This window comes from Streptomyces sp. AC602_WCS936 (assembly GCF_019049125.1).
Lineage (GTDB): Bacteria > Actinomycetota > Actinomycetes > Streptomycetales > Streptomycetaceae > Streptomyces.
Map to the genome: position 1 here is coordinate 470,141 of NZ_JAGMUF010000054.1, position 23,682 is coordinate 493,822.

The following is a 23,682-nucleotide window of genomic DNA, read 5'->3' on the forward strand; positions in this document are numbered from 1 at the left end:
GTCCACCCACCGCACCGGCACACCGGAAGGGGCACCCCGTGAGCGACCCGCACCGGCACCACCACGGCCACGGCCACGGCCACGGCCACGACGAGCAGACGCGGGTCCACGGCCGGTGGCGCCGCCTCGCGCACCGCCTCACCCCGCACTCCCACGAGAGCGCCGACAAGCTGGACCCTGCGCTCGAGTCCTCGGCCCGCGGGCTGCGCGCGCTGTGGGTGTCGCTGGCGGTGCTCGGCGCGACGGCGGTGGCGCAAGCGGCCGTGGTGGCGGTCTCCGGGTCGGTGGCGTTGCTGGGCGACACGGTGCACAACACCGCGGACGCGCTGACGGCCGTGCCGCTGGGCATCGCCTTCGTGCTCGGACGGCGCGCGGCCACCCGGCGGTTCACGTACGGCTACGGGCGCGCGGAGGACCTGGCGGGCATCGTCATCGTGCTGACTATCGCCGCGTCCGCGGTCCTCGCGGGGTGGACGGCGGTGGACCGGCTGCTCGATCCGCGCCCGGTGGCGCACCTCCCGGCGGTGGCCGTGGCCGCCCTGGCCGGTTTCGCCGGCAACGAGTGGGTGGCCCGGTACCGGATCCGCGTGGGCCGGGAGATCGGCTCCGCCGCACTGGTCGCCGACGGGCTGCACGCCCGTACCGACGGCTTCACCTCACTGGCCGTGCTGTTGAGCGCGGGCGGGGCGGCACTGGGGTGGCGGCTCGCCGACCCGGTCGTGGGGCTGGCGATCACGGCCGCGATCGCGCTGGTGCTGCGGGACGCGGCACGCGAGGTGTTCCGGCGGCTGATGGACGCCGTCGATCCGGCGCTGGTGGACCGTGCCGAGCGGGTACTGGGCGGGGTCCCCGGCGTGCGCGGGGTGGGTGAGCTGCGGCTGCGCTGGATCGGGCACCGGCTGCGCGCCGAGGTGGCCCTGGTGGTGGACGGCGAGGTGACGGTCCGCCAGGCCCACCGCATCGCCGTCGAGGCCGAGCACGCCCTGCTGCACGCCGTGCCGCGCCTCACCGCGGCCCTGGTCCACGCCGATCCGGCACCGGTGCCCGGCGAGCAGGACCCGCACCTCGCGCTGGCCCACCACGCCACCGCGTGAGCGTCAGGCGACGCCCAGCCCTTCGAGTACCACGGCCCCCGGCAACTCGGCGAAGGCCTTGCCCGGCACCAGGAGCTTGCCGCGCCGGCGTCCGCTGCCGACGAGGACGTACGGCAGGTCGACGACGGCCGAGTCCACCAGCACGGGCCAGTCGCCGGGCAGGCCGACCGGGGTGATGCCGCCGTACTCCATGCCGGTCTCGCCGGTCGCCGTGTCCATGGACGCGAAGGAGGCCTTTCGGGCGCCCAGGTGACGGCGTACGACACCGTTGACGTCGACCCGGGTGGTGGAGAGCACCACGCAGGCGGCGAGGGTCGTGCCGCCGCCCCGCTTGCCGGTGACCACGACGCAGTTGGCGGACTGTTCGAGCAGTTCACGGCCGTAGTGCTCGACGAAGGTGGCGGTGTCGGCCCACTCCGGTTCGGTGTCGACGTAGACGATCTGGTCGGCGGGGACGCTGCCGCGCCAGTGGCGTACGGCGTCGGCGACCGGGCGGGTCAGTTCGTCGAGGGCGTCCGGGGCGGGCTTGGCGCTGTCGAAGTCGCCGATGGGTGCGTGCATGGCGGCACGCTAGCAACGGCGGGCGACGGCGCGGACGGCCGTCTCAGCGGACGGGCGGCACCGAGACCGCCAGGATCATCTCCATCGGTGCGTCGCCCTCGTTGCCGTAGGTGTGGGGGGTGTCGGACTCGAAGGAGGCGCTCGCCCCCGCCGGGACTCGGTGCGCCACGCCGTCGACGGTGAGCGTGAGGTCCCCGGCGGTGACGTGCACCAGCTCGACCGTGCCGGTGGGGTGCGGGTCGGACGGGCTGCTCTCGCCCGGCATCAGCCGCCACTCCCACATCTCCAGCGGGCCGGGCGCTTCCCTTCCGGCGAGCAGCCGGCTGAAGCTGCCCGCGTCGGTGTGCCAGAGCCGTACCGCCTGCTCGGCGGGGACGACGCGGACCGTGGGCCCCTGCTCGAAGTCGAGGAGGGTGGTGATGCTGACGCCGAGGGCGTCGCCGATCTTCACGACCGTGCCGAGGCTGGGGTTGGTGCGGGCCTGCTCGATCTGGATGAGCATGCCGCGGCTGACACCGGCCCGCGCGGCGAGCGTCTCCAGGGTGAAGCCGCGCTCGGCGCGCCAGCGCCTGACGTTGCGCGCCAGGGACTGGGTCAGCAGGTCGAGGTCCGCCACATTCCGTCCATGCGTTGGTTCACTGTTCCGGGCGACGCGGTGCAGTGCCCCGGACGGCCGTCGGCCGCACCCGAACGTTCACCGAACTGTACTGCGGGGCGCCCGAACGCTCAGCTCTCGCCCGCCGGTTCCGCCAGTTTCCCCGCCGTCGCCGGCCGGTCGTCCAACTCGGCGAGCCGGGCCACCGCCTCGTCGTCCAGCTCCGACAGCGCCCGGAGCTGTCCGGGCGTGATCCCGTCGGGTATCGGCACGGGGGCCGGCGTCCGCAGGGGCGGCTGCCAGCCGTCGTCGGGCGTCCAGCGCCGTACGACCCGTGCGGGGGCGCCCGCCACCACGGCGTGGTCGGGGACCGTGCCCCGGACCACCGCGCCGGCGGCCACCACCACGTTCCGGCCGACGCGGGCGCCGGGCAGGATCACCGCGCCGGTGCCGATCCAGCAGCCGGGGCCGATCTCCACCGGGTCCATCCGGGGCCACTGCTTGCCGATGGGCTGGTGCGGGTCGTCGTAGGAGTGGTTGGTGGAGGTGACGTAGACGTACGGGCCGAAGTAGCAGTCGCTGCCGATGGTGACCGTGGTGTCCGCGATGACGTGGCTGCCGCGGCCCAGGACGACTCCGTCGCCGATGCGCAGGATCGGCTCGGGGCCGAGGTCCAGGTCGGGCATGAGCCCGGCGGTGAGGGTGACCTGCTCGCCGATGATGCAGTGGGCGCCGACGTGGATCCAGGGCTCGCCGAAGACCGTGCCGAGGGGGAAGGCGAGGCGGGTACCCGTGCCGAGGGCGCCGAAGCGGAAGCGTCCGGGGTGTGCGGCGGTGACGGAGCCGGTGCGCTGCACCCAGGCCCAGCCCGCGTGGACGGCCCGCTGCGCGAGGCGGGTCCGCCAGGAGGAGAACGTGTTCTTGCGCTTCGGCACCCGCTCACGGTAGTCCGCGTGGCCTGCGGCCATGACGCGGGAGGGCTGTGATCTTCACCCCACCGGGTGGCGTACGGTGCCGTACATCGACCGGGGCATCACCCGAGCAGGAGGCGAAGATGACGCAGCAGGCGCTGATCACGGGCATCGGCGGCAAGGAACCGAAGGTGGACGCGGAGGCCTTCGTGGCACCGACGTCCTCGGTCGTCGGCGACGTGACGCTGCACGCCGGGGCGAGCGTCTGGTACGGGGCGGTGCTGCGCGGCGACGTCGAGCGGATCACCGTCGGAGCGGACAGCAACGTCCAGGACAACTGCACGCTCCACGCGGACCCCGGTTTCCCCGTCACGGTCGGCGAGCGGGTCTCCATCGGGCACAACGCCGTGGTGCACGGAGCCGTCGTCGGTGACGACTGCCTCATCGGCATGGGAGCCACGGTCCTCAACGGCGCGGTGATCGGCGCCGGGTCGCTGGTCGCCGCGCAGGCGTTGGTGCCGCAGGGCATGGAGGTGCCGCCGGGATCGCTGGTGGCGGGGGTGCCGGCGAAGGTGAAGCGGGAGCTGACGGAGGAGGAGCGTCAGGGGGTCACGCTGAACGGCACGATGTACGCGGCGCTGGCCTCGCAGCATCGGGAAGCGTTTACTGAGTGACGGCGAGAGGCCGTCCGCGGGTTGTTCGTGGTTGCTCGCGCCGTTCCCCGCGCCCCTTTCGGGGCGCCTCAGTCCCCGGCGGTCAGTGGCTGGGCCTTGGCCGCCTTGCGCTTGAGGACCAGCATCGAGGCGATGCCGATGCACACGGCCAGTACCAGACCCAGCCACGAGAAGCGCTTCAGCCAGGACTCGGCGACGACGCCGACGTAGTAGATGACGGCGGTGGTGCCGCCCGCCCAGACGATGCCGCCGAGGACGTTGGCGACCAGGAACTTCCAGTACGGCATCCGCAGCACACCGGCGAGCGGACCCGCGAAGATGCGCAGCAGGGCGACGAAGCGGCCGAAGAACACGGCCCACATGCCCCACTTCTGGAAGGACCGTTCGGCGGTGGCGATGTGCCCCTCGCTGAAGTGCTTGGGGAATTTCCTCCCCAGCCGGGCCAGCAGTGGCCGGCCGCCCTTGCGGCCGATGGCGTACCCGATGGAGTCGCCGATCACCGCGCCGGCGCTGGCGCAGGCGCCCAGGACGAGCGGGTCGATGCCGCCGTGCTGGGAGGACAGCAGGGCCGCCGAGACCAGGATGATCTCGCCCGGCAACGGGATGCCCAGGCTCTCCAGTCCGATGACGAGTCCCACCACGGCGTAGACGGCCACCGCGGGCACCGTGTCGAGCCACTCCTGGACGTGCAACGCCACACCCTCCGAATTCGCGCCCCCGCTGCTGGGTCCGGGTGGGCCTGGCCGCTTCCCGGGTCGCCTCGACGAGGCGACCCGGGAAGCCTACCTGTTCAGCGGGTGTCAGCCGTTGGGGCGCAGGGTCCAGGTGACGGTCATCTCACCGGTCACGGCGCCGTCCTCGCGCTGGATGGCGACGGTGACCGGGAATTCGGGGCGGCTGCCCGCGTCCAGCTCCGCGACGACCTCGGCGATCGGGCGGCCGAGCGTGGCCGTGGCCGTGACCGGGCCGAGCGCGATCTTCTTGAAGGCGATCTCCGCGGTGACCGGCAGCGGCACCGCCCGGGAGAGCTGGTCGCCGAAGGCCGCCAGCACGATCGCGCCGCTGGCCGACTCGCCCAGCGTGAACATGGCTCCGGCGTGCGGTCCGCCGACGTGGTTGCGGTACTCGCTCTGGTCCGGGAGGGCCAGTACGGCCTTCTCCGGAGTGGTCTCCAGGTACTCCAGGTTCAGGGTCCTGACCATCGGCACCGTGGCGGCGAGCAACTCGCCTATCGACATCTGGTCTGCGCTCATGGACGACAGGTTACCCACGAGTAGCATCCGAGGGCCAGGACCATGTGATGATCGCCGTATGCTTGCGGGCCATGTGGCCAGGAGAGCAGCCGCCCGCCGGCGGACCCCACCCCCAGCAGCCCAACCCGTACCAGCAACCTGGCCACCAGCAGCACCAGCCGTACGCCGGGCAGCCCCCGTACGCGGGCATGCAGCCGCCCGCCGCCTGGCACGCCCCCGCGGTCACGGGCCCCCCGCCGCCCGGCCGGCGACCGGGCGGCGGCCGTACGAAGGTGGTGGCGATCGTGGCCGCCGCGGCCGTCGTGGCCGCCGCCGCCGTCACGGGGACGGTCCTGCTGGGCGGCGGTGACGACCGGGCCGAGCCCGGCCCCACCGCCTCCTCGGCGCCCGCGTCGGCCGCCGGTGGCCCGGCGAACGGTGCGGACGGACCGCGGGCGACCGTCGAGGGCTGGCGGGTCGTCACCAACCCCGACCTTGGCATCGCCTTCGACGTGCCGGCCTCCTGGGTACCGAAGGCCCCCACCTGGGTCACCTACGTGGCGGAGAACGACGACCCCGAGGACAAGCCCCTGGTCGCCATGAGGGCCCCGGCCGTCCTCGAGGAGAAGTGGTGCGCGGCGGACAGCGACCGGGACGGCTGGGTCGACCACGTCCCCCTGGCCAGTGCGGGCACCCGGGGCAACGACGGGGCGCGCGGCACCGAGGAGATCGCCCGGAAGGACTCGGCGGCCTGGGTCTACGGGGCCTTCGCCCAGCCGGCGCACGACAAGGTGACGACGGGACCGGTGACCTCCTTCACCACGTCCTCCGGCATCGCGGGCAGCGTCGCCACCTCCCGGTCGTCCGGGGTCGAGAAGCGGGACAAGTGCGACGTGGACGGCAAGGCGACGACGTTCGCCTTCGAGACCGGCGACGGCGACCTCGTCTCCTGGTCGTTCTACGGTGCGGCGGACGTCGCCGACGAGGTGCCGGACGGCACCGTCCGGAAGATCCTCGCCACCGTTCGGTACGTCCCTGACAAAGGGCAGTGACCGAATCGTGTCCTCGGCGGCATTAGGGTGACTGCTCATGTGGCCAGGACAGCAGCCGCCCGGGGGCGAGCAGAACCCGCAGAACAATCCACCGAACAATCCGCAGGGCAACCCGTACCAGCAGCCGGGGTACCAGCAGCCCAATCCTTACCAGCAGCCCGGCTACCAGCAGCAGCCCGGCGCGTACGGGCAGCAGCAGTGGAGCACGCCGCAGCCCGTCACCACTCCGATGGCGGCCACCGGCGGCAGCGGTGGCGGTGGCGGCAACCGGACCAAGGTGGTCGCGATCGTCGCGGCGCTCGCGGTCGTGGTGGCCGCCGGGGTCACCGGGTTCCTGGTGCTGGGCGGTGACAAGGACGACCAGGCCGACGACGGCAAGGACAAGAAGCCGACCGCGACCGCCTCCACGGAGAAGTCGCAGTCCCCGACCGCCGATCCCAGCGCGTCCGGCTCCGACGACAACCCGCGCGGCGGCGGCGAGCTGAAGCCGACCGTCGAGGGCTGGCAGGTCGTCGCCAACCCGCGCTTCGGCACCATGTTCGACGTGCCCGCCGACTGGGAGCTCGACAGCACCGACACCAGCGTCGGTTTCGAGTGGGAGAAGGAGGACGGCAAGCTCGACCGGACCACGGTCACCGCCCCGGCCTACCTCAAGTCCGAGTGGTGCACGACGGACGAGAACAAGGACGGCCGCAAGGAGAGCACCGCCCTCGCCACCGCCGGTACGCGCGGGGAGAACGGCGCCAAGGACACGAACATGGCGGCCGAGACCCGGGTGCCGTGGTGGATCTTCGGCGGTTACACCCAGCCGGACAAGAAGAGCGTCAAGTACGGCAAGCCGAAGGCGTACACGACCACCTCCGGCCTGGAGGGCAGCGTCATCACGGCGCACTCCGAGGGCACGCCCCAGAAGGGGAAGTGCGACTCCGAGGGCAAGGCGATCACCTTCGCCTTCAAGAACGGCGCCGGGGACTTCGTCACCTGGAACCTGTACGGCGCCAAGGGCGTCAAGGAAGAGGTGCCGGAGGCGACGATCCAGAAGATCCTGAGCACCGTCCGCCTCACCGAGGAGCCTCCGACCGAGTCGTAGGAACCCGGTACTCAGCCGATGCCGAACGCCCCCGCGGGAGGCACGGGCGAGGGCACCGCGTCCTCCTCCCGCACCGGCCGCGCGTCGCCGGTGAAGTCCCGCAGGGCGGGCCCGTGCTCGACCCTGGCCGGGAAGGCGTCGGCGGCGGTGCGCCTGGCCAGCGCCGCCGTGTCGAGGGGCCGGTGCGCGGCGACGAGGACGATGTTGCCGAAGCGGCGTCCGCGCAGCACACCCGGTTCGGCGATGATCGCGAGCTGTGCGAAGAGCGTGGCGAACGTCGCCAGTTGGGAGCGCAGGAAACCGAACGGCGCCGTGTCGGCCAGGTTGGCCACGTACACGCCGTCGGCGCGCAGGACGCGGGCCGCCGCACGGGCGTAGCCGACGGAGGTCAGGTGCGCGGGCACCCGTGAGCCCCCGAAGACGTCGGCGACCAGGACGTCGGCCGAGTCCTCGGGGGCGGCTTCCAGCCAGGCGCGGGCATCGGCGCCGTGGGCGGTGACGCCCGTGCCGTCCGGCAGGGGCAGGTGCTCGGCGACCAGGTCCAGCAGTCCCCGGTCGGCCTCCACGACGTCCTGCCGGGAACCGGGCCGGGTCGCGGCCAGGTACCGGGGCAGGGTGAACGCGCCACCGCCCAGGTGCAGCACGTCCAGTGCGCGCGCCGGCTCGGCGACCGTGTCCAGGACGTGGCCGAGCCGGCGCGTGTACTCGAACTCCAGGTGCGCCGGCTCGTCCAGGTCGACGTAGGACTGCGGAGCCCCGTCGACGGTGAGCAGCCAGGCCCGTTCCCGGTCGACGTCGGGCATGAGCTTGGCGGTGCCGTGGTCGGTGACACGGGTGACGGGTATGGCTTCGTTCACCTGCCCATTGTGCCAACCGACGGCCGTCTCAGCCGACGGCCGTCACGGTCCCCGCGCCCACGGTCCGCCCGCCCTCACGGACGGCGAACCCGAGCCCGGTCTCCAGTGGCACGTCCCGCCCCAGTTCCACGGTCATCGTGACCGTGTCCCCGGGCCGGGCGACGGCCGCCTCACCGAGGTCGACGTCCCCGACCACGTCGGCGGTCCGGATGTAGAACTGCGGCCGGTATCCCGTGGCGACGGGCGTCGAGCGCCCGCCCTCGCGCGCGGACAGCACGTACACCCGCGCCGTGAACCGCCGTGCCGGTACGACGCTGCCGGGCGCGGCGACCACGTGTCCCCGGCGCACCGTGTCACGGGCGACGCCGCGCAGCAGCAGCGCCACGTTGTCCCCGGCCTGGGCCTCCTCCATCGGCTTGCCGAAGGTCTCCAGGCCGGTGACGACCGTCTCCACGGACGCGCCGAGCACCTCGACGCGGTCGCCGACGTGGACCGTGCCGCGCTCGACGGCTCCGGTGACGACCGTGCCGCGGCCGGTGATGGTGAGCACGTTCTCCACCGACAGCAGGAACGGCGCGTCCAGGTACCGCTCGGGCATGGGCACGTACGTGTCCACGGCGTCGAGCAGCGCCTCCACGGAGGCCGTCCACCGCGGGTCGCCCTCCAGCGCCCTCAGCCCCGAGACCCGTACGACGGGCACGGCGTCCCCGCCGTAACCGTGCGCGGTGAGCAGCTCCCGGACCTCCAGCTCCACCAGGTCGGTGAGTTCCTCGTCGCCCGCGTCGGCCTTGTTGAGGGCGACGACGATGTGGTCGACGCCCACCTGCCGGGCCAGCAGGACGTGTTCGGCGGTCTGCGGCATGATCCCGTCCAGCGCGGAGACGACCAGGATCGCCCCGTCGAGCTGGGCGGCGCCGGTGACCATGTTCTTGACGTAGTCGGCGTGACCGGGCATGTCGACGTGCGCGTAGTGCCGGGTGTCGGTCTCGTACTCGACGTGCGCGATGTTGATGGTGATGCCGCGCGCCGCCTCCTCGGGGGCGCGGTCGATGCGGTCGAAGGGCACGAACGTGCCGGCGCCGCGCTCGGCGAGGACCTTGGTGATGGCGGCGGTCAGGGTGGTCTTGCCGTGGTCGACGTGGCCCATGGTGCCGATGTTGAGGTGCGGTTTGGTGCGGACGTACGCCGTCTTGGACATGGCGGTTCCTCGAAGCCTCGTGGCGGTGGTGGGACCCCAGGGGGGACTGGCCGACCCTCCCCCTGCGGGGTCCGCCGGACGATCCGGGGAGGGTCAGCTTCGGGCGCCGTCGACGGCTGCCGGGAAGAGGATGACGGCAGCCTTCGGGGCATCCGCGACCGCGGATGCTGCGAGGTGGAAGGCGTGCCGGAACATGACGCCGATCATCGCCGACGCGCTGCCCGGGGTCGAATGGTTTTTGACGGCACGAAGGTCCGGAGCGGGCCGCCCCCGTCCGCTACGGACCGATGTTCCGCAGCGCCTCCCGCACGGACAGCGGCGCGAGGCTCGATGCGTGTTCGGCCACGAAGGCACGTACGGCGTCCGGGTCGGTCTTGGCGTACTCGCGCAGGCTCCAGCCGATGGCCTTGCGGACGAAGAAGTCGCCGTGGCCGCGCTGGCGCAGGCAGTAGCCGAAGAGCCGGTCGGTGTCGGTGCGTTCCTTGTACCGCAGCTGGTGGAGCAGCGCCGTGCGGACCAGCCACATGTCGTCGTCCGCGCTCCAGGCGTCCATGTCGGCGGTCAGGCCGCGGTCGGCCGCGACCAGCCCGCCGACCACGTGCGCCGCGAGCAGGTCGACGGTGTCCCACCACGGCACCGTGGTGAGCAGCTGCCGCACCACGGGCAGCAATCCGGAAGAGCAATGCGTCACATGACGGCGCAGGAGGTCGACGGCGAAGTACTGGTACTCGCGCTCGGGCAACCGCCAGCAGCGGAGCGCCACGGCGATGAGGTCCGCCTGAGCGGGACGGGGTGCTCCCTCCAGAACGGTGCGGGTCAGGGCGCGGCGAACGGGCGAGGTCAGACCCAGGAAGGGAGCGACGTCCTTCATGTACGCCCGCATGCCGGCGGCCCGTTCCGGTTCGGCCGCGGCGCCGTACACGGCGGTGAGCCGCTCCATTACGGTGTCCGCGTAGGGGCTGCGCGGCACGTCCCGAATTTCCTTGGCTGTGACGCTCATGAGACGCACCATACGGCGATCACACACATTTGTCGGTTAGTGTCACCGGATGTTCGATGCCACCACCCGCTCTGGGGGCACCGCCACGGTCTCTCCCCGGACCGCCGCGACAGAGCTCGCCGTCGCCACGGCCGCCGGGCCGGTCCCACCGGCCGGTTTCGCCGCCCGCGTGACGAGAGTCCTGCTCTCCCCGTGGTCCCGGCTCTCCCTGCTCGTCCTGCTGCTGGCCTCCGCCGCCACGGCGGTCCTGCTGTTCCAGCCGCAGCAGTTGCTGACCGACGGCTGGCCCCCGCAGCTCGGCGGACTCGCGGCGGCGGTCGCGTACGCGGTGGCGTACGGGCTGTGCACCGTCGCGTTCGTACCGCGTCCGCTGCTGAACCTGGCCGCCGGCGCCCTGTTCGGCTCCCAGCTCGGCCTCGCCTCGGCGCTGGCGGGGACGGTACTCGGCGCGGGCATCGCCTTCTGCCTGGGCCGGATGCTGGGCCAGGAGGCGCTGCGCCCGCTGCTGCGGGGCAAGTGGCTGAAGGCCGCGGACGGGCAGCTGAGCGGGCACGGTTTCCGCTCGGTGCTGGCGGCACGGCTGTTCCCGGGGGTGCCCTTCGCCGCCGTCAACTACTGCGCGGCCGTCTCCCGCATGGGGCTGCTGCCCTTCCTGCTGGCGACGGGGCTCGGCTCGATCCCCAACACCGCCGCCTACGCCGTGGCCGGCGCCCGTGCCTCGACACCGACCTCGCCGGCCTTCCTGATCGCGCTGGCCTGCATCGCGCTGCCGGGGCTGGCCGGCGCGGTGGTGGCCTGGCGCAAGCGGCACCGGCTGCGGGGGCACTGACGGGAGGCTCCCGGAGGCCCTTCAACTCCCTGTGGGCTGATCTTCACTTTGGGGCGCTACGCTGCCCCTCGGCACGCCTGATCCTGATCACCGCACGGCGGTTCGGTGTGTCCATGCCCGTTTTCGATCGGCACTTGGACTCCGTAACTTCATGTCTTGGTTTGAATCACTCATCCTCGGACTCGTCCAGGGGCTGACCGAGTTCCTTCCCGTGTCCTCCAGCGCGCACCTGCGGCTGACCGCGGCGTTCGCCGGCTGGCACGACCCGGGCGCGGCCTTCACCGCGATCACGCAGATCGGCACCGAGGTCGCCGTCCTCATCTACTTCCGCAAGGACATCGGGCGGATCCTCTCCGCCTGGACGCGGTCGCTGACGAACAAGGAGATGCGCCACGACCCCGACGCCCGCATGGGCTGGCTGGTGATCGTCGGCTCGATCCCGATCGGTGTGCTGGGGCTGACGCTGAAGGACCAGATCGAGGGTCCGTTCCGCGACCTGCGGATCACCGCGACCATGCTGATCGTCGTCGGCGTGATCATCGGCATCGCGGACCGGATGGCCGCGCGGGACGAGAAGGGCGGCCGGCACCGCGCGCCGCAGCAGCGCAAGGAACTGACGGACCTGAGTGTCCGGGACGGTCTGATCTACGGCCTCTGCCAGGCCGCGGCCCTTGTCCCCGGCGTCTCCCGCTCCGGGGCGACCATCAGCGGCGGCCTCTTCATGGGCTACCGGCGCGAGGCCGCGGCCCGGTACTCGTTCCTGCTCGCCGTCCCGGCGGTGCTGGCGTCCGGCTTGTTCGAGCTCACCGACGCGATGGAGAGCGACCACATCTCCTGGGGCCCGACGCTCTTCGCGACGGTCATCGCCTTCGCCGTCGGGTACGCGGTGATCGCGTGGTTCATGCGCTTTATTTCCACCAAGAGCTTCATGCCGTTCGTCTGGTACCGGATCGCGCTCGGCATCGTCATCATCGTCCTGGTCTTCGCGGGTGTCCTGAGCCCGCACGCCGCGGAGTCGGCCCACTGACCGGACCGCTTGTGTAGCCGTCCGGTAGCGCACTGTCAGTGCGTGCCCCTAGGCTTGTCCGCATGTCCCCCGATTCCGTGACTCCTGGTTCCGTGCGGTCCGCGGCGGAGCTGAACGACCAGATCCGTGCCCTGTGGCGGCGAGCGGGCGGGACCCTGTCGGCGCAGGAGCGCGTGGAGTACGAGCTGCTGGTGGTCGAATGGGCCACCGCGATCCGCGGCGAGGTCATCGAGGCGGCCTGAGCGGCCCGGGCCGGACGTCAGCGTCCGCCGGCCACCCGCAGCACCGCCCCCGTCGTGTACGAGGCGTCCGGCGACATCAGCCAGGAGATCGCCGCGGCGATCTCCTCCGCCCGGCCGGGGCGGCCCATCGGGACGGCCGCGCCCATCCGCCGGGCGCGCTCCGGTTCACCCATGGCCGCGTGCATCTCGGTGTCGACGACCCCCGGCGCGACGGCGTTGACGCGGATTCCGTCCGGGCCGAGTTCCTTGGCCAGGCCCAGGGTGAGGGCGTCGACGCCCGCCTTGCTGGCCGCGTAGTGGACGTACTCCCCCGGGCTGCCGATGGTCGCGGCGCCCGACGACACGTTCACGATCGCGCCGCCGCCCCGCGCCGTCATCAGCTGCGCGGCGCGGCGGGAGCACAGCAGTACGCCCAGCAGGTTGACGTCGAGGACCCGGCGCAGGGTCGCGGTGTCGCTGTCGGCGAGCCGGCCGAGCGGTCCGGTCACCGCCGCGTTGTTCACCAGGCCCGTCACCGGGCCGAGCCGCTCCTCCGCCACTTCGAAGAGCCGCTCGACGTCGGACTCGGCCGAGGTGTCCGCCCGCACCGCGAGGCCGCGGCCACCCGCCTCGCGCACCCCGGCCACGACCGCCTCGGCGGCCGAGGCGTCCCGCATGTAGCCCACGACGACATCGTGTCCGTCGGCCGCGAGCCGCAGGCAGGTGGCGGCACCGATGCCCCGGCTGCCACCGGTGACCACCGTGATGGGACGTGCCATGAGTACCTCCGGTGAGCGAGGGCCGGGAGTCCGAAGAACCCGGGAGTCTTTGATCGATCATCGATCATCCTAGGGCGAGGTCGCGCTTCACGGGGCGCGGACATCCGATGTGATCAACTGAATCCGCCCTCGTCGAGAGCGCACACTGAAGGGACCACGGGGTAGGGAGGCGCCCATGAAGATCCTCGGTCACTGGCTCGCCTCCCCGTGGCGCCGCTCGGCCACCGCCGTACTCGCCGGCGCGCTGCCCGTGCTCGCCTTTCCGGGCCCGGCCCTGTGGTGGTGGGCCTGGATCGCCCTGGTGCCCTGGCTGCTGCTGGCCCGCAGCGCGCCGGGCGGGAAGCGCGCCGTGTACGACGGGTGGTGCGGCGGCTTCGGGTTCATGCTGGCCATGCACCACTGGCTGCTGCCCAACCTGCACGTGTTCACGTTCGTGGTCGCGGCGCTGCTCGGCGCGCTGTGGGCGCCCTGGGGCTGGCTGGTGCGCCGGATGCTGGGCGGGGCGCCCTCGGCCGGCCGGGTGGCGGCGGCGCTCCTGGTGCTGCCGTCGGGCTGGCTGGCGGTGGAACTCGTCCGCTCCTGGGAAGGGCTCGGCGGCCCCTGGGGCGTGCTCGGCGCGAGTCAGTGGCAGGTGGCGCCGGCGCTGCGCCTCGCCTCGGTGGGCGGGGTGTGGCTGCTGAGCTTCCTGGTGGTGGCCGTCAACGTCGCCGTGGCGGTCCTCGTCGCCGTCCGCCGGGCCCGGGTGCCCGCCCTCGCGGGGCTCCTGGCCACCGCCGCCGCGACCTCCGCCGCCTGGGTCTGGTCCCCGCGCCCCGAAGGCGGTGAGCGGGTGGCGATCGGGGTGGTGCAGCCGGGCGTCGTCGCCGGGGCGGACAGCGCCGACCGGCGTTTCGACCGCGAGGAGGAGCTGACCCGCGGGCTCGCCGGCCGGGACCTCGACCTGATCGTCTGGGGCGAGAGCAGCGTCGGCTTCGACCTGGACGACCGGCCCGACCTGTCCCGGCGGCTCGCGGCGCTGTCGCGGGAGACCGGCGCGGACATCCTGGTCAACGTGGACGCGCGGCGCTCGGACAAGCCGGGCATCTACAAGAGCTCGGTGCTCGTCGGCGCCGACGGTCCGACCGGCGACCGGTACGACAAGATGCGGCTCGTCCCCTTCGGGGAGTACATTCCGGCGCGCTCCCTGCTGGGCTGGGCCACGTCGGTGGGCGAGGCGGCGGGCGAGGACCGCCGGCGGGGCAGTGAGCAGGTGGTGATGGACGTCGGGGACGGGCTGCGGGTCGGGCCGATGGTGTGCTTCGAGAGCGCGTTCCCCGACATGAGCCGACGGCTCGCCGCCGACGGCGCCGAGGTGCTGCTCGCCCAGTCGTCGACGTCGACCTTCCAGCACACCTGGGCGCCGGAGCAGCACGCCTCGCTCGCCGCGCTGCGCGCCGCCGAGACCGGCCGGCCGATGGTGCACTCCACGCTGACCGGCGTCTCGGCCGTCTACGACGCGAACGGCGCGCGGATCGGTTCGTGGCTGGGTACGGACGCGAGCGAGTCGCGGGTGTACGAGGTCCCGGTGACGCACGGGACGACGCCGTACGTCCGCTTCGGCGACTGGACGCTGCACGCGTCGCTGCTGATCCTCGCGGCCTGGGGCGTCGGCGAGGGCGTACGGGCGGTGCGGCTCAGGCGGAACGCTCGTGCACCGCGCGTACCACCCGCTCACACAGCTCATGGGTCTCCAGCGCGTCCCGGGCACTGAGCACCTTGCCGGCGCGCACCGCGTCCAGGAAGACCAGCACCGCCTGCTCGATGCCGCGCTGCCGGGCCACGGGGACCCAGTCGCCGCGCCGCCGCACGGTCGGCTGGCCCTTGTGGTCGATCACCTCGGCGAGGTTGACCACCTGGCGTTTGGTGTCCTGGCCGGAGACCTCGAGGATCTCCTCCGCCGAGCCGCTGAGCCGGTTCATGACGCCGAGGGCGGTGAAGCCGTCGCCGGCGAGCTGGAGGACGACGTGGTGGAGCAGGCCGTCCTGGACGCGGGCGCGCACGGTGACGTCGTCGACCGGGCCCGGCACCAGGAAGCGGAGCGTGTCGACGACGTGGATGAAGTCGTCGAGGATCATCGTGCGGGGGTCCTCGGGCAGGCCCGTGCGGTTCTTCTGCATGAGGATCAACTCGCGCGGGTGCTCGGCGCACTGCGCGTAGCCGGGGGCGTGGCGCCGGTTGAAGCCGACGGCGAGGCTGGTGCCGCGCTCCTCGGCGAGGGTCACCAGGCGTTCGGAGTCGGCGAGTTCGTAGGCGAGCGGCTTGTCGACGTAGGTCGGGACGCCGGCTTCGAGCAGTCGGGTCACGATCTCGGGGTGGACGGCGGTCGGCGCGTGCACGAAGGCCGCGTCGAGGCCGGCGGCCAGGAGTGCGTCGAGGTCCGCGTGGAGCCGCTCCGACGGGAGGCGCAGCTTCTCGCCGACCCGGGTGAGCGTGGCGGGGGTGCGGGTCTGCAGGTGCAGTTCCACCCCCGGCAGCACGGCGAGCACCGGCAGGTAGGCCTTCTGCGCGATGTCGCCGAGTCCGATGACGCCGACCTTCACGGGGTGTGCTCCTCTAACGCTCGCCTGCCTGGGTCTGCCGGGAAGCATACGGGGACTGCGGGGGCCGCCAGTCGGCGATGCCGTCGAAGCTCCGCAGGAAGAGGGCGGGTCCGGCCTTGGAGAGCGCGGCGATCGCGGTGTCGCGTACGGCGGTCCCGGCGCGGCCGGTCATCAGGTTGAGGCGGGCGACCCTCACGGCCTGGCGGGCGACGGCGGTGGTGCGGGGCAGGCGCGCGGCCGTGTAAACGGCCAGGTCGTCGCAGTGGTGGGCGAGGACGATCGCGTCCTCGATCGCCTGGTTGCCGCCCTGGCCGAGGGTCGGTGGCATGGCGTGCGCGGCGTCGCCGACGAGGGCGACCCTGCCCCGGTGGTAGGCGGGCAGCGGCTCGGCGATGTGGTGCACGTCGTGGCGCAGGACGTCCTCGGGGCGGGCGGCGGCGAGGACGGCGGGGACGGGGTCGTGCCAGTCGCCGTACCGGTGCAGCAGCTCGGCCCTCTCGTCGGACGCGTGCCCGCCCGCCGGGGCGAGGGCGGCGGCGTAGGCGTAGACCCGGCCGTCCTTGAGCGGATGCGTGCCCCAGATGCGGCCCCGGCCCCACGTCTCGTGCGAGGCGAAGTCGGCGCCCGGGACCGGGATCACCACCCGCCAGGTGGTGAAACCTGAGTAGACGGGCCCCGGGTGGCGCGGGAACAGCGTGCCGCGTACGCCGGAGTGGATGCCGTCGGCCGCGACGACCAGGTCGGCCTCCAGCTCGCCGTCCGGGGTGCGCACGCGTGCCGGCCGGTCGCGGTCGCCGGGGTCGGCGAGCCGCGTGTCGGCGGCGATGCGGACGGCGTCCGCCGGCAGCAGAGCGGCCAGGCGGTCGATGAGCGTGGCCCGGTGCAGCAGCACCAGCGGACCGCCGAACCGTGCCGCGGCGGCCTCGGCGTTCGAGCGGGAGAGCCAGCGTCCGCCCGGTGTGCGCAGTCCCCCGTCGCCCTGCCAGGCGGCGAGGTCGCGGATCTCGTCCCCGAGGCCGATGACGTCCAGGGCGCGCAGCGCGTTGGGCGACAGGGAGATCGCCGCGCCGATCGGCTGGAGCGAGGCGGCCCGCTCCAGGACGGTGACGCGCAGACCACGCCGGTGCAGGGCCGCGGCCGCGGTCAGACCGCCGATTCCGCCACCGATCACGACCGCCCGTTTCGTGCCTGACATGACTCTGTCCCTTCTCCGGCCCACCACGTTCACTACAGATGTAGTGAAGCCCTCGACTCGACTGTACTACAGCCGTAGTGAGGAAGGTAGGTTGACCTTCATGCCCGCACGCACCGCATCCCCCGCGCCCAGCACGGGCGCCTCCCGCGCCGACCTCGTCGCCGACACCGCTCTCGCCCTGCTCGCCGAGCGCGGCATGCGCGGACTCACGCACCGCGCGGTCGACGAGGCGGCCGCGCTCCCCCAGGGCTCCACCTCCAACGTCGCGCGGACCCGGCAGGCGCTCCTGGAGCTGGCGGTGCGCCGCCTGGCCGACCGGGAGGCGCGGGTGCTGGCGCTGCACGAGATGCCGGACCCGCGGGCCGGTCTCGACGCCCTGGTGGACGCGCTGGCGCTGGCCACGCACCGGGCGCTGACCCGGAACCGCGAACTGACCCTGGCCCGCTACGAACTGGCCCTGGAAGCCACGCGCCGCCCGGAACTGCGGGCCCACTTCGACGCGGCGGGCGCCCGCTTCCGGGACCAACTGGGCGCGCTCGTCACCGCCATGGGCTCGGCCCACCCCTCCCGGCACGTGCTGTCGCTGGTCGCCTGGGCGGACGGACTGATGTTCAGCTGCGTGGCCGGGTCCTTCCACGCCGAGGTTCCGGAGCTGGCGGAGGTGCGGACGGGCCTGCGCGAGCTGCTGGGCGGCATGATCAAGGACTGAAACCCCTGGTGGGGCGAGATCGCGTGGGCGAGGATGCCTGTCATGACGACCGAACGCCGCGAACCCGTTCCCGACCTCGACGAACGCGCCATGCTGGAGGGCTGGCTGGAGTACCACCGGCAGACCCTCGCGTGGAAGTGCGAGGGTCTGACCGACGCCCAGCTGAGGAGCGCCGCCGTCGCGCCCTCCACGTTGTCGCTGATGGGCCTGGTGCGGCACATGGCCGAGGTGGAGCGGAGCTGGTACCGCAGGGTACTGGCGGACGAGGACGCCGACCCGATCTACTACACGGACGAGGACCCGGACGGCGACTTCCGTGCGACCGAGTCGGACACCTACGCGGAGGTCCACGCCACCTGGCAGGCCGAGATCGAGGCGGCCCGGCGCAACGCGGCCGGCGTTCCCCTCGACGCGGCTACCCGGGGCAAGCACCGGCGCACCGGTGAGCGCTACACCCTGCGCTGGATCCACACCCACATGATCGAGGAGTACGCGCGCCACAACGGGCACGCCGACCTGCTCCGCGAACGCGTCGACGGCGTCACGGGCGACTGACGTCACCCCGGGCGGCGCACGGCCCTCCGTACGGGGCCGGAGATCACCCGTGCGGGGCAACCTCCGCCTGTCCGCCGTCGCGGCAGGGGCCCGACCCGCCAGAGTGGCGCGGGTGCATCGAACGACGACCACCGCAGCTCTCCTGGTGACCGTGGCCGCGGCCCTGACCGGCTGTACGACGGTCCAGGGCCCGACCGCGGCCGACCCGTCGGCACCCGGCGCCCGCTCGTCCGCGCCGCGTCCGGACGGTCCGGCCGAACCACGGGTCGTGCAGGCGCCCGCCCGCGAGGCACTGGAGATGATCGGCCCCTCCCGGGCCCCGGACCACGCGCCCGACGAGCCGCGCCGCACGACATCCCCGGCGGACCCGCCGGAACACGAGCCGCCGGCCGCCCGGGCCCGCCCGGAACAACAGCCGCCCCCGGCCCGCCCCGCGCCGCCGGAGCGGACCCGCGCGCCCGAGCGTCCCCGTGCTGTGGTCCCCGACGTCCCGCGGTCGCCCGACGGCGACACCGGCAAGAACGCGGACATCTGCTCCCTGGGCAAGAAATACGGCGGCTGGCGTCCCGGCAGTCCCGAGGCAGTCATCTGCGACCGGACGTACGGCCGTTGAGTCCGGGGCGAGCCCTGCGGCAGCGGCCGGGCTACGGCCGCTGCCGCGGCGGCCCCCACCACCCGTCGGGGCGCTCGGGCCCGTCCGTGGGCGGCCCGGCCTCGCCCGTCGGCCCGGCGTCGGCCAGGCGACGGGCCAGCCGGTCGATCGCCGCGCGCACACCTTCGCCGTAACGGTCGAAGGCCAGTGCGCCGGCGGCCGTGCGGGCGCGCCGCAGGTGCAGACGGGCGGCCTCGCGGTGGCCGAGGCGGTCGTAGTCGGCGGCCAGGTTCAGATGCAGCGAGGGGTAGAGGGCCCGCGCGGCGAGCCGGCCGCCCTCGCCCCCGTCCCCGGCTCCGTCGGCCCACCCGCCGTCCGCCAGTTCCTCGGCGGCCGACAGGGCCCGCAGGTCCCAGGCCAGTTCGTCACCCGGGTCGTCCTGGGTGTCGGCCAGGTAGTGGGCGAGGGTGCAGCGGTGCAGCGGGTCGCCGTGCTCGCCGATCTCCGCCCACAGGTTCAGGAACCGGAGCCGGGCCTCCTCGCGGTCACCCGCGTGGTGCAGCATGGCGACCTGCCCGATCCGCGTCAGGACGGCGTCCGGCGCTGCCTGCTCCTGTCCCTTGGCCACCGCGTCCTCCGTGCCCGTCGTCGGCTGTCCCCGACGACGCTAACGGCACATACCGGTAATCCCGGTCAGGCGGCCCGTAACGCGCGGGTCAGCCCAGGTTCGGGACGGTCCAGTCGATCGCCTCGTGGCCCTGCGCCGCGACCGCCTCGTTGATCTGCGTGAACGGGCGGGAGCCGAAGAACTTCTTCGCCGACAGCGGCGAGGGGTGGGCGCCCTTGACCACCGCGTGCCGCGTCTCGTCGATCAGCGGCAGCTTCTTCTGCGCGTAGTTGCCCCACAGGACGAACACCGCCGGGTCGGGCCGGTTCGCCACCGCGCGGATCACCGCGTCGGTGAACAGCTCCCAGCCGCGGGCCTTGTGCGAGTTAGCCTCGCCGGCCCGGACCGTGAGCACCGCGTTGAGCAGCAGGACGCCCTGCTCCGCCCACGGCATCAGGTAGCCGTTGTCCGGGATCGGGGTGTCCAGCTCCGCGTGCATCTCCTTGTAGATGTTGCGCAGGGACGGCGGGACCTTCACGCCCGGCCGGACCGAGAAGCACAGCCCGTGGCCCTGGCCCTCGCCGTGGTACGGGTCCTGCCCGAGGACCAGCACCTTCGCCCGGTCGTACGGCGTGGCCTCCAGCGCGGCGAAGACCTCCTCGCGCGGCGGGTAGACGGGGCCGTTCGCCCGCTCCTCCTCGACGAACTCCATCAGCTCCTTGAAGTAGGGCTCCTGCAGTTCGCCGCCCAGCACCTCGCGCCAGGACTCGGGCAGCATGGCGATGTCGGTCACGTCAACTTCCTTACGCTGTGCGGTCGCTTCCAGTCCTGAAGAACCTACCGGCGACCACTGACAACGGACGCACCCACCGGGAGACGGCAGCGCCTACCAGCTGGTCTTGCGGTACAGCTGCCACATCATCATGATCGTCGACGGGTCCATGGCCCGCTCCGCACCCGAGATGTCGGTGCTGGTGGCCACGTACTGCTTGCCCTGCCACAGCGGCAGCAGCCGCACGTCGTCCACGAGGATCTGCTGCGCGCGCTCGAAGTCCTTCTCCACGTTGGCCCGGTCGCTCTTCTGGCGTGAGCGCGGCAGCAGCTCGCCGGTGATCTCCGGTGCCAGATAGGGAGTACCGAGCGCGTTCTGCTCACCGACGAAGGGCGCGATGAAGTTCTCCGCGTCCGGGAAGTCGGGCGACCAGCCGCGTCCGAACACCGGGTACTCGCCCTTCTGGTAGCCGGTGACGTACGTCTTCCAGGGGCGGCTCTTCAGCGTGATGTCGAACAGACCCGAGGCGTCGAGCTGGCGCTTGATCTCCTTGAACTCCAGCGCCGTCTCGGAGCCGTAGCGGTCGCTCGTGTACCAGAGGGTGAGCGGGACGGGCTCGGTGATGCCGGCGTCGGTGAGGATCTCGCGGGCCTTGTCGACGCTGGGGTCGCCGTAGTCGTCGAAGAAGCCCGTGGTGTGACCGGTCAGGCCCTTGGGGACCATCGAGTACAGCGGGTCGACGGTGTCCTGGTAGATCTTGTGGGCGATCGCGTTCCGGTCGATCACCTGGGCGACGGCCTGGCGCACTTCCTTGCGGCCCGCCCACGGGTCCTCGGGGTTGAAGACGAGGTAGCGGATCTCCGTGCCGCTGCCCTCGACCAGCTGGAGGTCCTCGTCCTTGCTGGTCCTGCCCTGCAGCGTGATGATGTCGTCGGCCGCGAGACCGCGGTAGGTGACGTGGATGTCCCCGTCGCGCAGGGCCTTCACCATGCCGGCGGAGTCCTTGAAGTAGCGGATGGTGACCGCGTCGTTGTGGCGCTCGGCGAAGCCCTTGTAGCGGTCGTTGCGGACGAGTTCGGCCCGCTCCCCCTCCTCGTACGACTGGAGCGTGTACGGGCCCGAGCCGACGATCTCGCCGTCCTCGCGCAGGGCGCCCGCCGGGTAGCTGCCCGGTTCGACGATCGACATGGCGGGTGTGGCGAGCACGAAGGGGAAGGTGGCGTCGGGCTTGTCGAGGTGGAAGACCACCTCCCGCTCGCTCGGCGCCTGGACCCTCTCGAGGGTGCCCAGCAGTCCCGCGGGGCCGCCGTTGACGTTGATGTCCTTGATCCGGTCGATCGAGTGCTTGACCGCCTGGGCGTCCAGCGGCTCCCCGTTGGAGAAGGTGAGGCCCTCGCGCAGCTCGCAGCGGTACACCTGGTTGGTGGAGTCGGTGAACGCGCAGTTCTCGGCGGCGTCGGGCTCGGGCGCGGTCGCACCGTTGGGGTAGCTGAGGAGCGTCTGGTAGACGTTGCGGAACAGCTCCCAGGAGCCGTCCCAGGAGGCGGCCGGGTCGAGGGTGCTGGGGGCGCTGGTCGTGCCCACCACGATCGGCCCCTCGTCCTGCGAACTGTCGGACGACAGGATGCCGCACCCGGTGACCAGCGTCGATATGGACACGATGGCCGCGATCCGCCGCAGGCCTCGGTTCCGGTTGAACACGTGCACGCTCCTCGATCCGCCGTGCCAAGGGTCGGCAGACCATACCGCAGCCCCACGCCACCTGAACCCCCTTCTGAACAGGGGTTTTGATCATTTGGCGATGACTACGTTGTCATCGCCCCGCGGTCTCGAAAGGCGGACACGGGCGCCGTCGTCGTCGACGGCGCCCGTGTCCGGGTGTGTCCCGGCGAGCGGGAGAGAGGCGAGATCAGGCCACGCCGGCGTTGAGGAAGATCCCGCCGTCGACCACGAGCGTCTGACCGGTGACCCAGGCGGACTGCTCCGAGGTGAGGAAAGCGGCGGCGCCGCCGATGTCGGACGGCACGCCGAGCCTGCCCAGCGGGTAGCCCGCCGCGGCCTCCTCCTCGCGGCCCTCGTACAGGGCGGCGGCGAACTTGGTCTTCACGACCGCCGGGGCGATCGCGTTGACCCGCACCCCCGGCGCGAACTCGTGCGCCAGCTGTGCCGTGAGGTTGATCAGCGCGGCCTTGCTGACGCCGTAGGCGGCGATGAAGGGCGAGGGCGACAGGCCCGCGACGGAGGCGATGTTGACGATCGCGCCGCCGTTGTCCTTCTGCCAGGCGTGCCAGGTGCGCTGCGCGAAGCCGAGCGCCGAGATCACGTTGGTCTCGAAGACCTTGCGCGCGACGTTCAGGTCGAGGTCGGCGATCGGCCCGAAGACCGGGTTGGTGCCGGCGTTGTTGACCAGGAAGTCGACGCGGCCGAAGGCCTCCATCGTGCGCTCGACGGCGACGGCCTGGTGGGCCTCGTCGTGCGCCTTGCCGGCGACGCCGATGACCCGGTCGGCGCCGAGCTTGTCGACGGCCTCCTTCAGCGTGTCCTCGTTGCGGCCGGTGATGCAGACGCGGTCGCCACGTGCGACGAGCGCCTCGGCGACGCCGTAGCCGATGCCTCGGCTGGCGCCGGTGACGAGCGCGACCTTCCCGGAGAGGGCGGGGAGTTCAGTCATGTCAGTGGTCCCTAATCCCGGTGTTCCCTGGTCTCCGCGTGCCCTAGTCGAGCGGTCCGCCGGCGACGTACAGCACCTGGCCGGAGACGAATCCGGCCGCCTCGCCGGTGAAGAAGGCGATGGCGTTGGCGATGTCGTCGGGCTCGCCGACGCGGGCGACCGGGATCTGGGTGGCGGCGGCGGCCTTGAAGTCGTCGAAGCCCATGCCGACGCGGTCGGCGGTGGCCTTGGTCATCTCGGTGGCGATGAAGCCGGGGGCGACGGCGTTGGCGGTGACGCCGAACTTGCCGAGCTCCTTGGCCAGGGTCTTGGTGAAGCCCTGCAGACCGGCCTTGGCGGCGGAGTAGTTGACCTGGCCGCGGTTGCCGAGCGCGGAGGACGAGGACAGGTTGACGATGCGGCCGAAGCCGGCGTCCACCATGTGCTTCTGGCACGCCTTCGACATCAGGAAGGCACCGCGCAGGTGCACGTTCATGACGGTGTCCCAGTCGGAGACGCTCATCTTGAACAGCAGGTTGTCGCGCAGCACGCCCGCGTTGTTGACGAGGATGGTCGGCGCGCCCAGTTCCTCGGCGATCCGGGCGACGGCCGCCTCGACCTGCGCCTCGTCGGAGACGTCGCAGCCGACCGCGACAGCCTTGCCGCCGGCCGCGGTGATCTTCTCGACGGTGTCCTTGCAGGCGGCCTCGTCGAGGTCGATGACGGCGACGGCGCGGCCTTCGGCGGCCAGTCGTACGGCCGTGGCGGCACCGATGCCGCGCGCGGCTCCGGTGACGACGGCGACCCGCTGCTCAGTGGTGGACATTGCTGCTTCTCCTCGTCCTGGGGATGCGGCCCGTGCGGGATTCCACGGTCCCACCTTGGGTGAGCGACCGCTTAGTA

The 23,682-nt window shown here is 72.5% G+C and carries 27 protein-coding genes; 11 read left to right on the forward strand and 16 right to left on the reverse strand.

Annotated elements, in window-relative coordinates; translation table 11 throughout:
* The first annotated feature begins 38 nt into the window (after positions 1-38).
* Positions 39-1,094 carry a cation diffusion facilitator family transporter gene (locus tag KUM03_RS19535; RefSeq protein ID WP_217250533.1) on the forward strand — a complete coding sequence of 352 codons (1,056 nt, stop codon included), beginning with the start codon at positions 39-41 and terminating at the stop codon, positions 1,092-1,094.
* A 3-nt stretch (positions 1,095-1,097) separates the two neighbouring features.
* Here KUM03_RS19535 and KUM03_RS19540 read toward each other — a convergent pair whose 3' ends face one another.
* The 3 genes from KUM03_RS19540 to KUM03_RS19550 form a co-directional block, all read right to left on the reverse strand.
* Positions 1,098-1,655, reverse strand: a complete 558-nt coding sequence (locus KUM03_RS19540) for a YbaK/EbsC family protein (protein ID WP_217250534.1) — start codon at positions 1,653-1,655, stop codon at positions 1,098-1,100.
* Between the two features lie 43 nt (positions 1,656-1,698).
* Positions 1,699-2,271, reverse strand: a complete 573-nt coding sequence (locus tag KUM03_RS19545; protein WP_217250535.1) for a helix-turn-helix domain-containing protein — start codon at positions 2,269-2,271, stop codon at positions 1,699-1,701.
* 110 nt (positions 2,272-2,381) lie between these two features.
* Positions 2,382-3,185, reverse strand: coding sequence for an acyltransferase (locus tag KUM03_RS19550; RefSeq protein WP_217250536.1), 804 nt, complete (start codon positions 3,183-3,185; stop codon positions 2,382-2,384).
* A 119-nt stretch (positions 3,186-3,304) separates the two neighbouring features.
* On the opposite strand from KUM03_RS19550, the gene KUM03_RS19555 reads away from it, so the two are divergent.
* Positions 3,305-3,835 carry a gamma carbonic anhydrase family protein gene (locus KUM03_RS19555; protein WP_217250537.1) on the forward strand — a complete coding sequence of 177 codons (531 nt, stop codon included), beginning with the start codon at positions 3,305-3,307 and terminating at the stop codon, positions 3,833-3,835.
* 68 nt (positions 3,836-3,903) lie between these two features.
* On the opposite strand, the gene KUM03_RS19560 is transcribed toward KUM03_RS19555, so the two are convergent.
* Both KUM03_RS19560 and KUM03_RS19565 read right to left on the reverse strand, forming a co-directional pair.
* Positions 3,904-4,527, reverse strand: coding sequence for a DedA family protein (locus tag KUM03_RS19560; RefSeq protein WP_217250613.1), 624 nt, complete (start codon positions 4,525-4,527; stop codon positions 3,904-3,906).
* Positions 4,528-4,635: 108 nt separating this feature from the next.
* On the reverse strand, positions 4,636-5,073 hold the full coding sequence (locus tag KUM03_RS19565) for a DUF4442 domain-containing protein (protein ID WP_217250614.1): 438 nt from the start codon (positions 5,071-5,073) through the stop codon (positions 4,636-4,638).
* An 86-nt stretch (positions 5,074-5,159) separates the two neighbouring features.
* Here KUM03_RS19565 and KUM03_RS19570 point away from each other — a divergent pair, with 86 nt between their 5' ends.
* Positions 5,160-6,119 carry a hypothetical protein gene (locus KUM03_RS19570; protein WP_217250538.1) on the forward strand — a complete coding sequence of 320 codons (960 nt, stop codon included), beginning with the start codon at positions 5,160-5,162 and terminating at the stop codon, positions 6,117-6,119.
* Between the two features lie 37 nt (positions 6,120-6,156).
* A complete protein-coding gene (locus tag KUM03_RS19575) occupies positions 6,157-7,209 on the forward strand; it encodes a hypothetical protein (protein WP_217250539.1) in 1,053 nt (350 codons plus the stop codon).
* A gap of 11 nt (positions 7,210-7,220) precedes the next feature.
* On the opposite strand, the gene KUM03_RS19580 is transcribed toward KUM03_RS19575, so the two are convergent.
* From KUM03_RS19580 to KUM03_RS19590, 3 genes are all read right to left on the reverse strand, one after another.
* The gene (locus KUM03_RS19580) at positions 7,221-8,066 is read right to left on the reverse strand and encodes a spermidine synthase (RefSeq protein ID WP_217250540.1); all 846 of its coding nucleotides are present in this window, start codon (positions 8,064-8,066) and stop codon (positions 7,221-7,223) included.
* 28 nt (positions 8,067-8,094) lie between these two features.
* Positions 8,095-9,264, reverse strand: a complete 1,170-nt coding sequence (gene tuf / locus KUM03_RS19585) for an elongation factor Tu (RefSeq protein ID WP_217250541.1) — start codon at positions 9,262-9,264, stop codon at positions 8,095-8,097.
* Positions 9,265-9,541: 277 nt separating this feature from the next.
* Positions 9,542-10,264 (reverse strand): DNA alkylation repair protein, encoded by a 723-nt coding sequence (locus tag KUM03_RS19590; RefSeq protein WP_254399501.1) that lies wholly within the window; start codon positions 10,262-10,264, stop codon positions 9,542-9,544.
* Between the two features lie 49 nt (positions 10,265-10,313).
* Here KUM03_RS19590 and KUM03_RS19595 point away from each other — a divergent pair, with 49 nt between their 5' ends.
* From KUM03_RS19595 to KUM03_RS19605, 3 genes are all read left to right on the forward strand, one after another.
* Positions 10,314-11,093, forward strand: coding sequence for a TVP38/TMEM64 family protein (locus tag KUM03_RS19595; RefSeq protein WP_217250543.1), 780 nt, complete (start codon positions 10,314-10,316; stop codon positions 11,091-11,093).
* Positions 11,094-11,244: 151 nt separating this feature from the next.
* Complete coding sequence (locus tag KUM03_RS19600; RefSeq protein WP_217250544.1) at positions 11,245-12,120, forward strand: undecaprenyl-diphosphate phosphatase; 876 nt, start codon at positions 11,245-11,247, stop codon at positions 12,118-12,120.
* 62 nt (positions 12,121-12,182) lie between these two features.
* A complete protein-coding gene (locus KUM03_RS19605; protein ID WP_073731417.1) occupies positions 12,183-12,362 on the forward strand; it encodes a hypothetical protein in 180 nt (59 codons plus the stop codon).
* Positions 12,363-12,379: 17 nt separating this feature from the next.
* Here KUM03_RS19605 and KUM03_RS19610 read toward each other — a convergent pair whose 3' ends face one another.
* On the reverse strand, positions 12,380-13,120 hold the full coding sequence (locus tag KUM03_RS19610; protein ID WP_217250545.1) for an SDR family oxidoreductase: 741 nt from the start codon (positions 13,118-13,120) through the stop codon (positions 12,380-12,382).
* A gap of 175 nt (positions 13,121-13,295) precedes the next feature.
* Between KUM03_RS19610 and lnt the strand changes: the two genes are divergently transcribed.
* Positions 13,296-14,870: an apolipoprotein N-acyltransferase gene (lnt, locus tag KUM03_RS19615; protein ID WP_217250546.1), complete on the forward strand. Its 1,575-nt coding sequence runs from the start codon at positions 13,296-13,298 to the stop codon at positions 14,868-14,870.
* Here lnt and KUM03_RS19620 read toward each other — a convergent pair.
* Complete coding sequence (locus KUM03_RS19620) at positions 14,794-15,699, reverse strand: Gfo/Idh/MocA family protein (protein WP_217250547.1); 906 nt, start codon at positions 15,697-15,699, stop codon at positions 14,794-14,796. The two genes, lnt and KUM03_RS19620, sit on opposite strands and share 77 nt — an antisense overlap.
* Before the next feature lie 13 nt (positions 15,700-15,712).
* Positions 15,713-16,894, reverse strand: coding sequence for an FAD-dependent monooxygenase (locus KUM03_RS19625; RefSeq protein WP_217250548.1), 1,182 nt, complete (start codon positions 16,892-16,894; stop codon positions 15,713-15,715).
* A 100-nt stretch (positions 16,895-16,994) separates the two neighbouring features.
* Here KUM03_RS19625 and KUM03_RS19630 point away from each other — a divergent pair, with 100 nt between their 5' ends.
* The 3 genes from KUM03_RS19630 (at position 16,995) to KUM03_RS19640 (ending at position 18,771) form a co-directional block, all read left to right on the forward strand.
* Entirely contained in the window at positions 16,995-17,603 is a 609-nt protein-coding gene (locus KUM03_RS19630) for a TetR/AcrR family transcriptional regulator (RefSeq protein ID WP_217250549.1), read from the forward strand.
* 42 nt (positions 17,604-17,645) lie between these two features.
* Positions 17,646-18,158 (forward strand): DinB family protein, encoded by a 513-nt coding sequence (locus tag KUM03_RS19635; RefSeq protein ID WP_217250550.1) that lies wholly within the window; start codon positions 17,646-17,648, stop codon positions 18,156-18,158.
* Between the two features lie 112 nt (positions 18,159-18,270).
* Entirely contained in the window at positions 18,271-18,771 is a 501-nt protein-coding gene (locus tag KUM03_RS19640; protein WP_308406358.1) for a hypothetical protein, read from the forward strand.
* A gap of 31 nt (positions 18,772-18,802) precedes the next feature.
* On the opposite strand, the gene KUM03_RS19645 is transcribed toward KUM03_RS19640, so the two are convergent.
* The 5 genes from KUM03_RS19645 to fabG all read right to left on the reverse strand — a co-directional run bounded on the left by KUM03_RS19645 (position 18,803) and on the right by fabG (position 23,605).
* Positions 18,803-19,378 (reverse strand): hypothetical protein, encoded by a 576-nt coding sequence (locus KUM03_RS19645; RefSeq protein WP_217250551.1) that lies wholly within the window; start codon positions 19,376-19,378, stop codon positions 18,803-18,805.
* Between the two features lie 88 nt (positions 19,379-19,466).
* The gene (gene ung, locus KUM03_RS19650; RefSeq protein WP_217250552.1) at positions 19,467-20,150 is read right to left on the reverse strand and encodes a uracil-DNA glycosylase; all 684 of its coding nucleotides are present in this window, start codon (positions 20,148-20,150) and stop codon (positions 19,467-19,469) included.
* 93 nt (positions 20,151-20,243) lie between these two features.
* Positions 20,244-21,830: an ABC transporter substrate-binding protein gene (locus KUM03_RS19655; protein ID WP_217250553.1), complete on the reverse strand. Its 1,587-nt coding sequence runs from the start codon at positions 21,828-21,830 to the stop codon at positions 20,244-20,246.
* Between the two features lie 208 nt (positions 21,831-22,038).
* Positions 22,039-22,800, reverse strand: a complete 762-nt coding sequence (locus tag KUM03_RS19660; RefSeq protein ID WP_073731427.1) for an SDR family oxidoreductase — start codon at positions 22,798-22,800, stop codon at positions 22,039-22,041.
* A gap of 43 nt (positions 22,801-22,843) precedes the next feature.
* Entirely contained in the window at positions 22,844-23,605 is a 762-nt protein-coding gene (gene fabG / locus KUM03_RS19665; RefSeq protein ID WP_217250554.1) for a 3-oxoacyl-ACP reductase FabG, read from the reverse strand.
* Positions 23,606-23,682 lie beyond the last annotated feature (77 nt).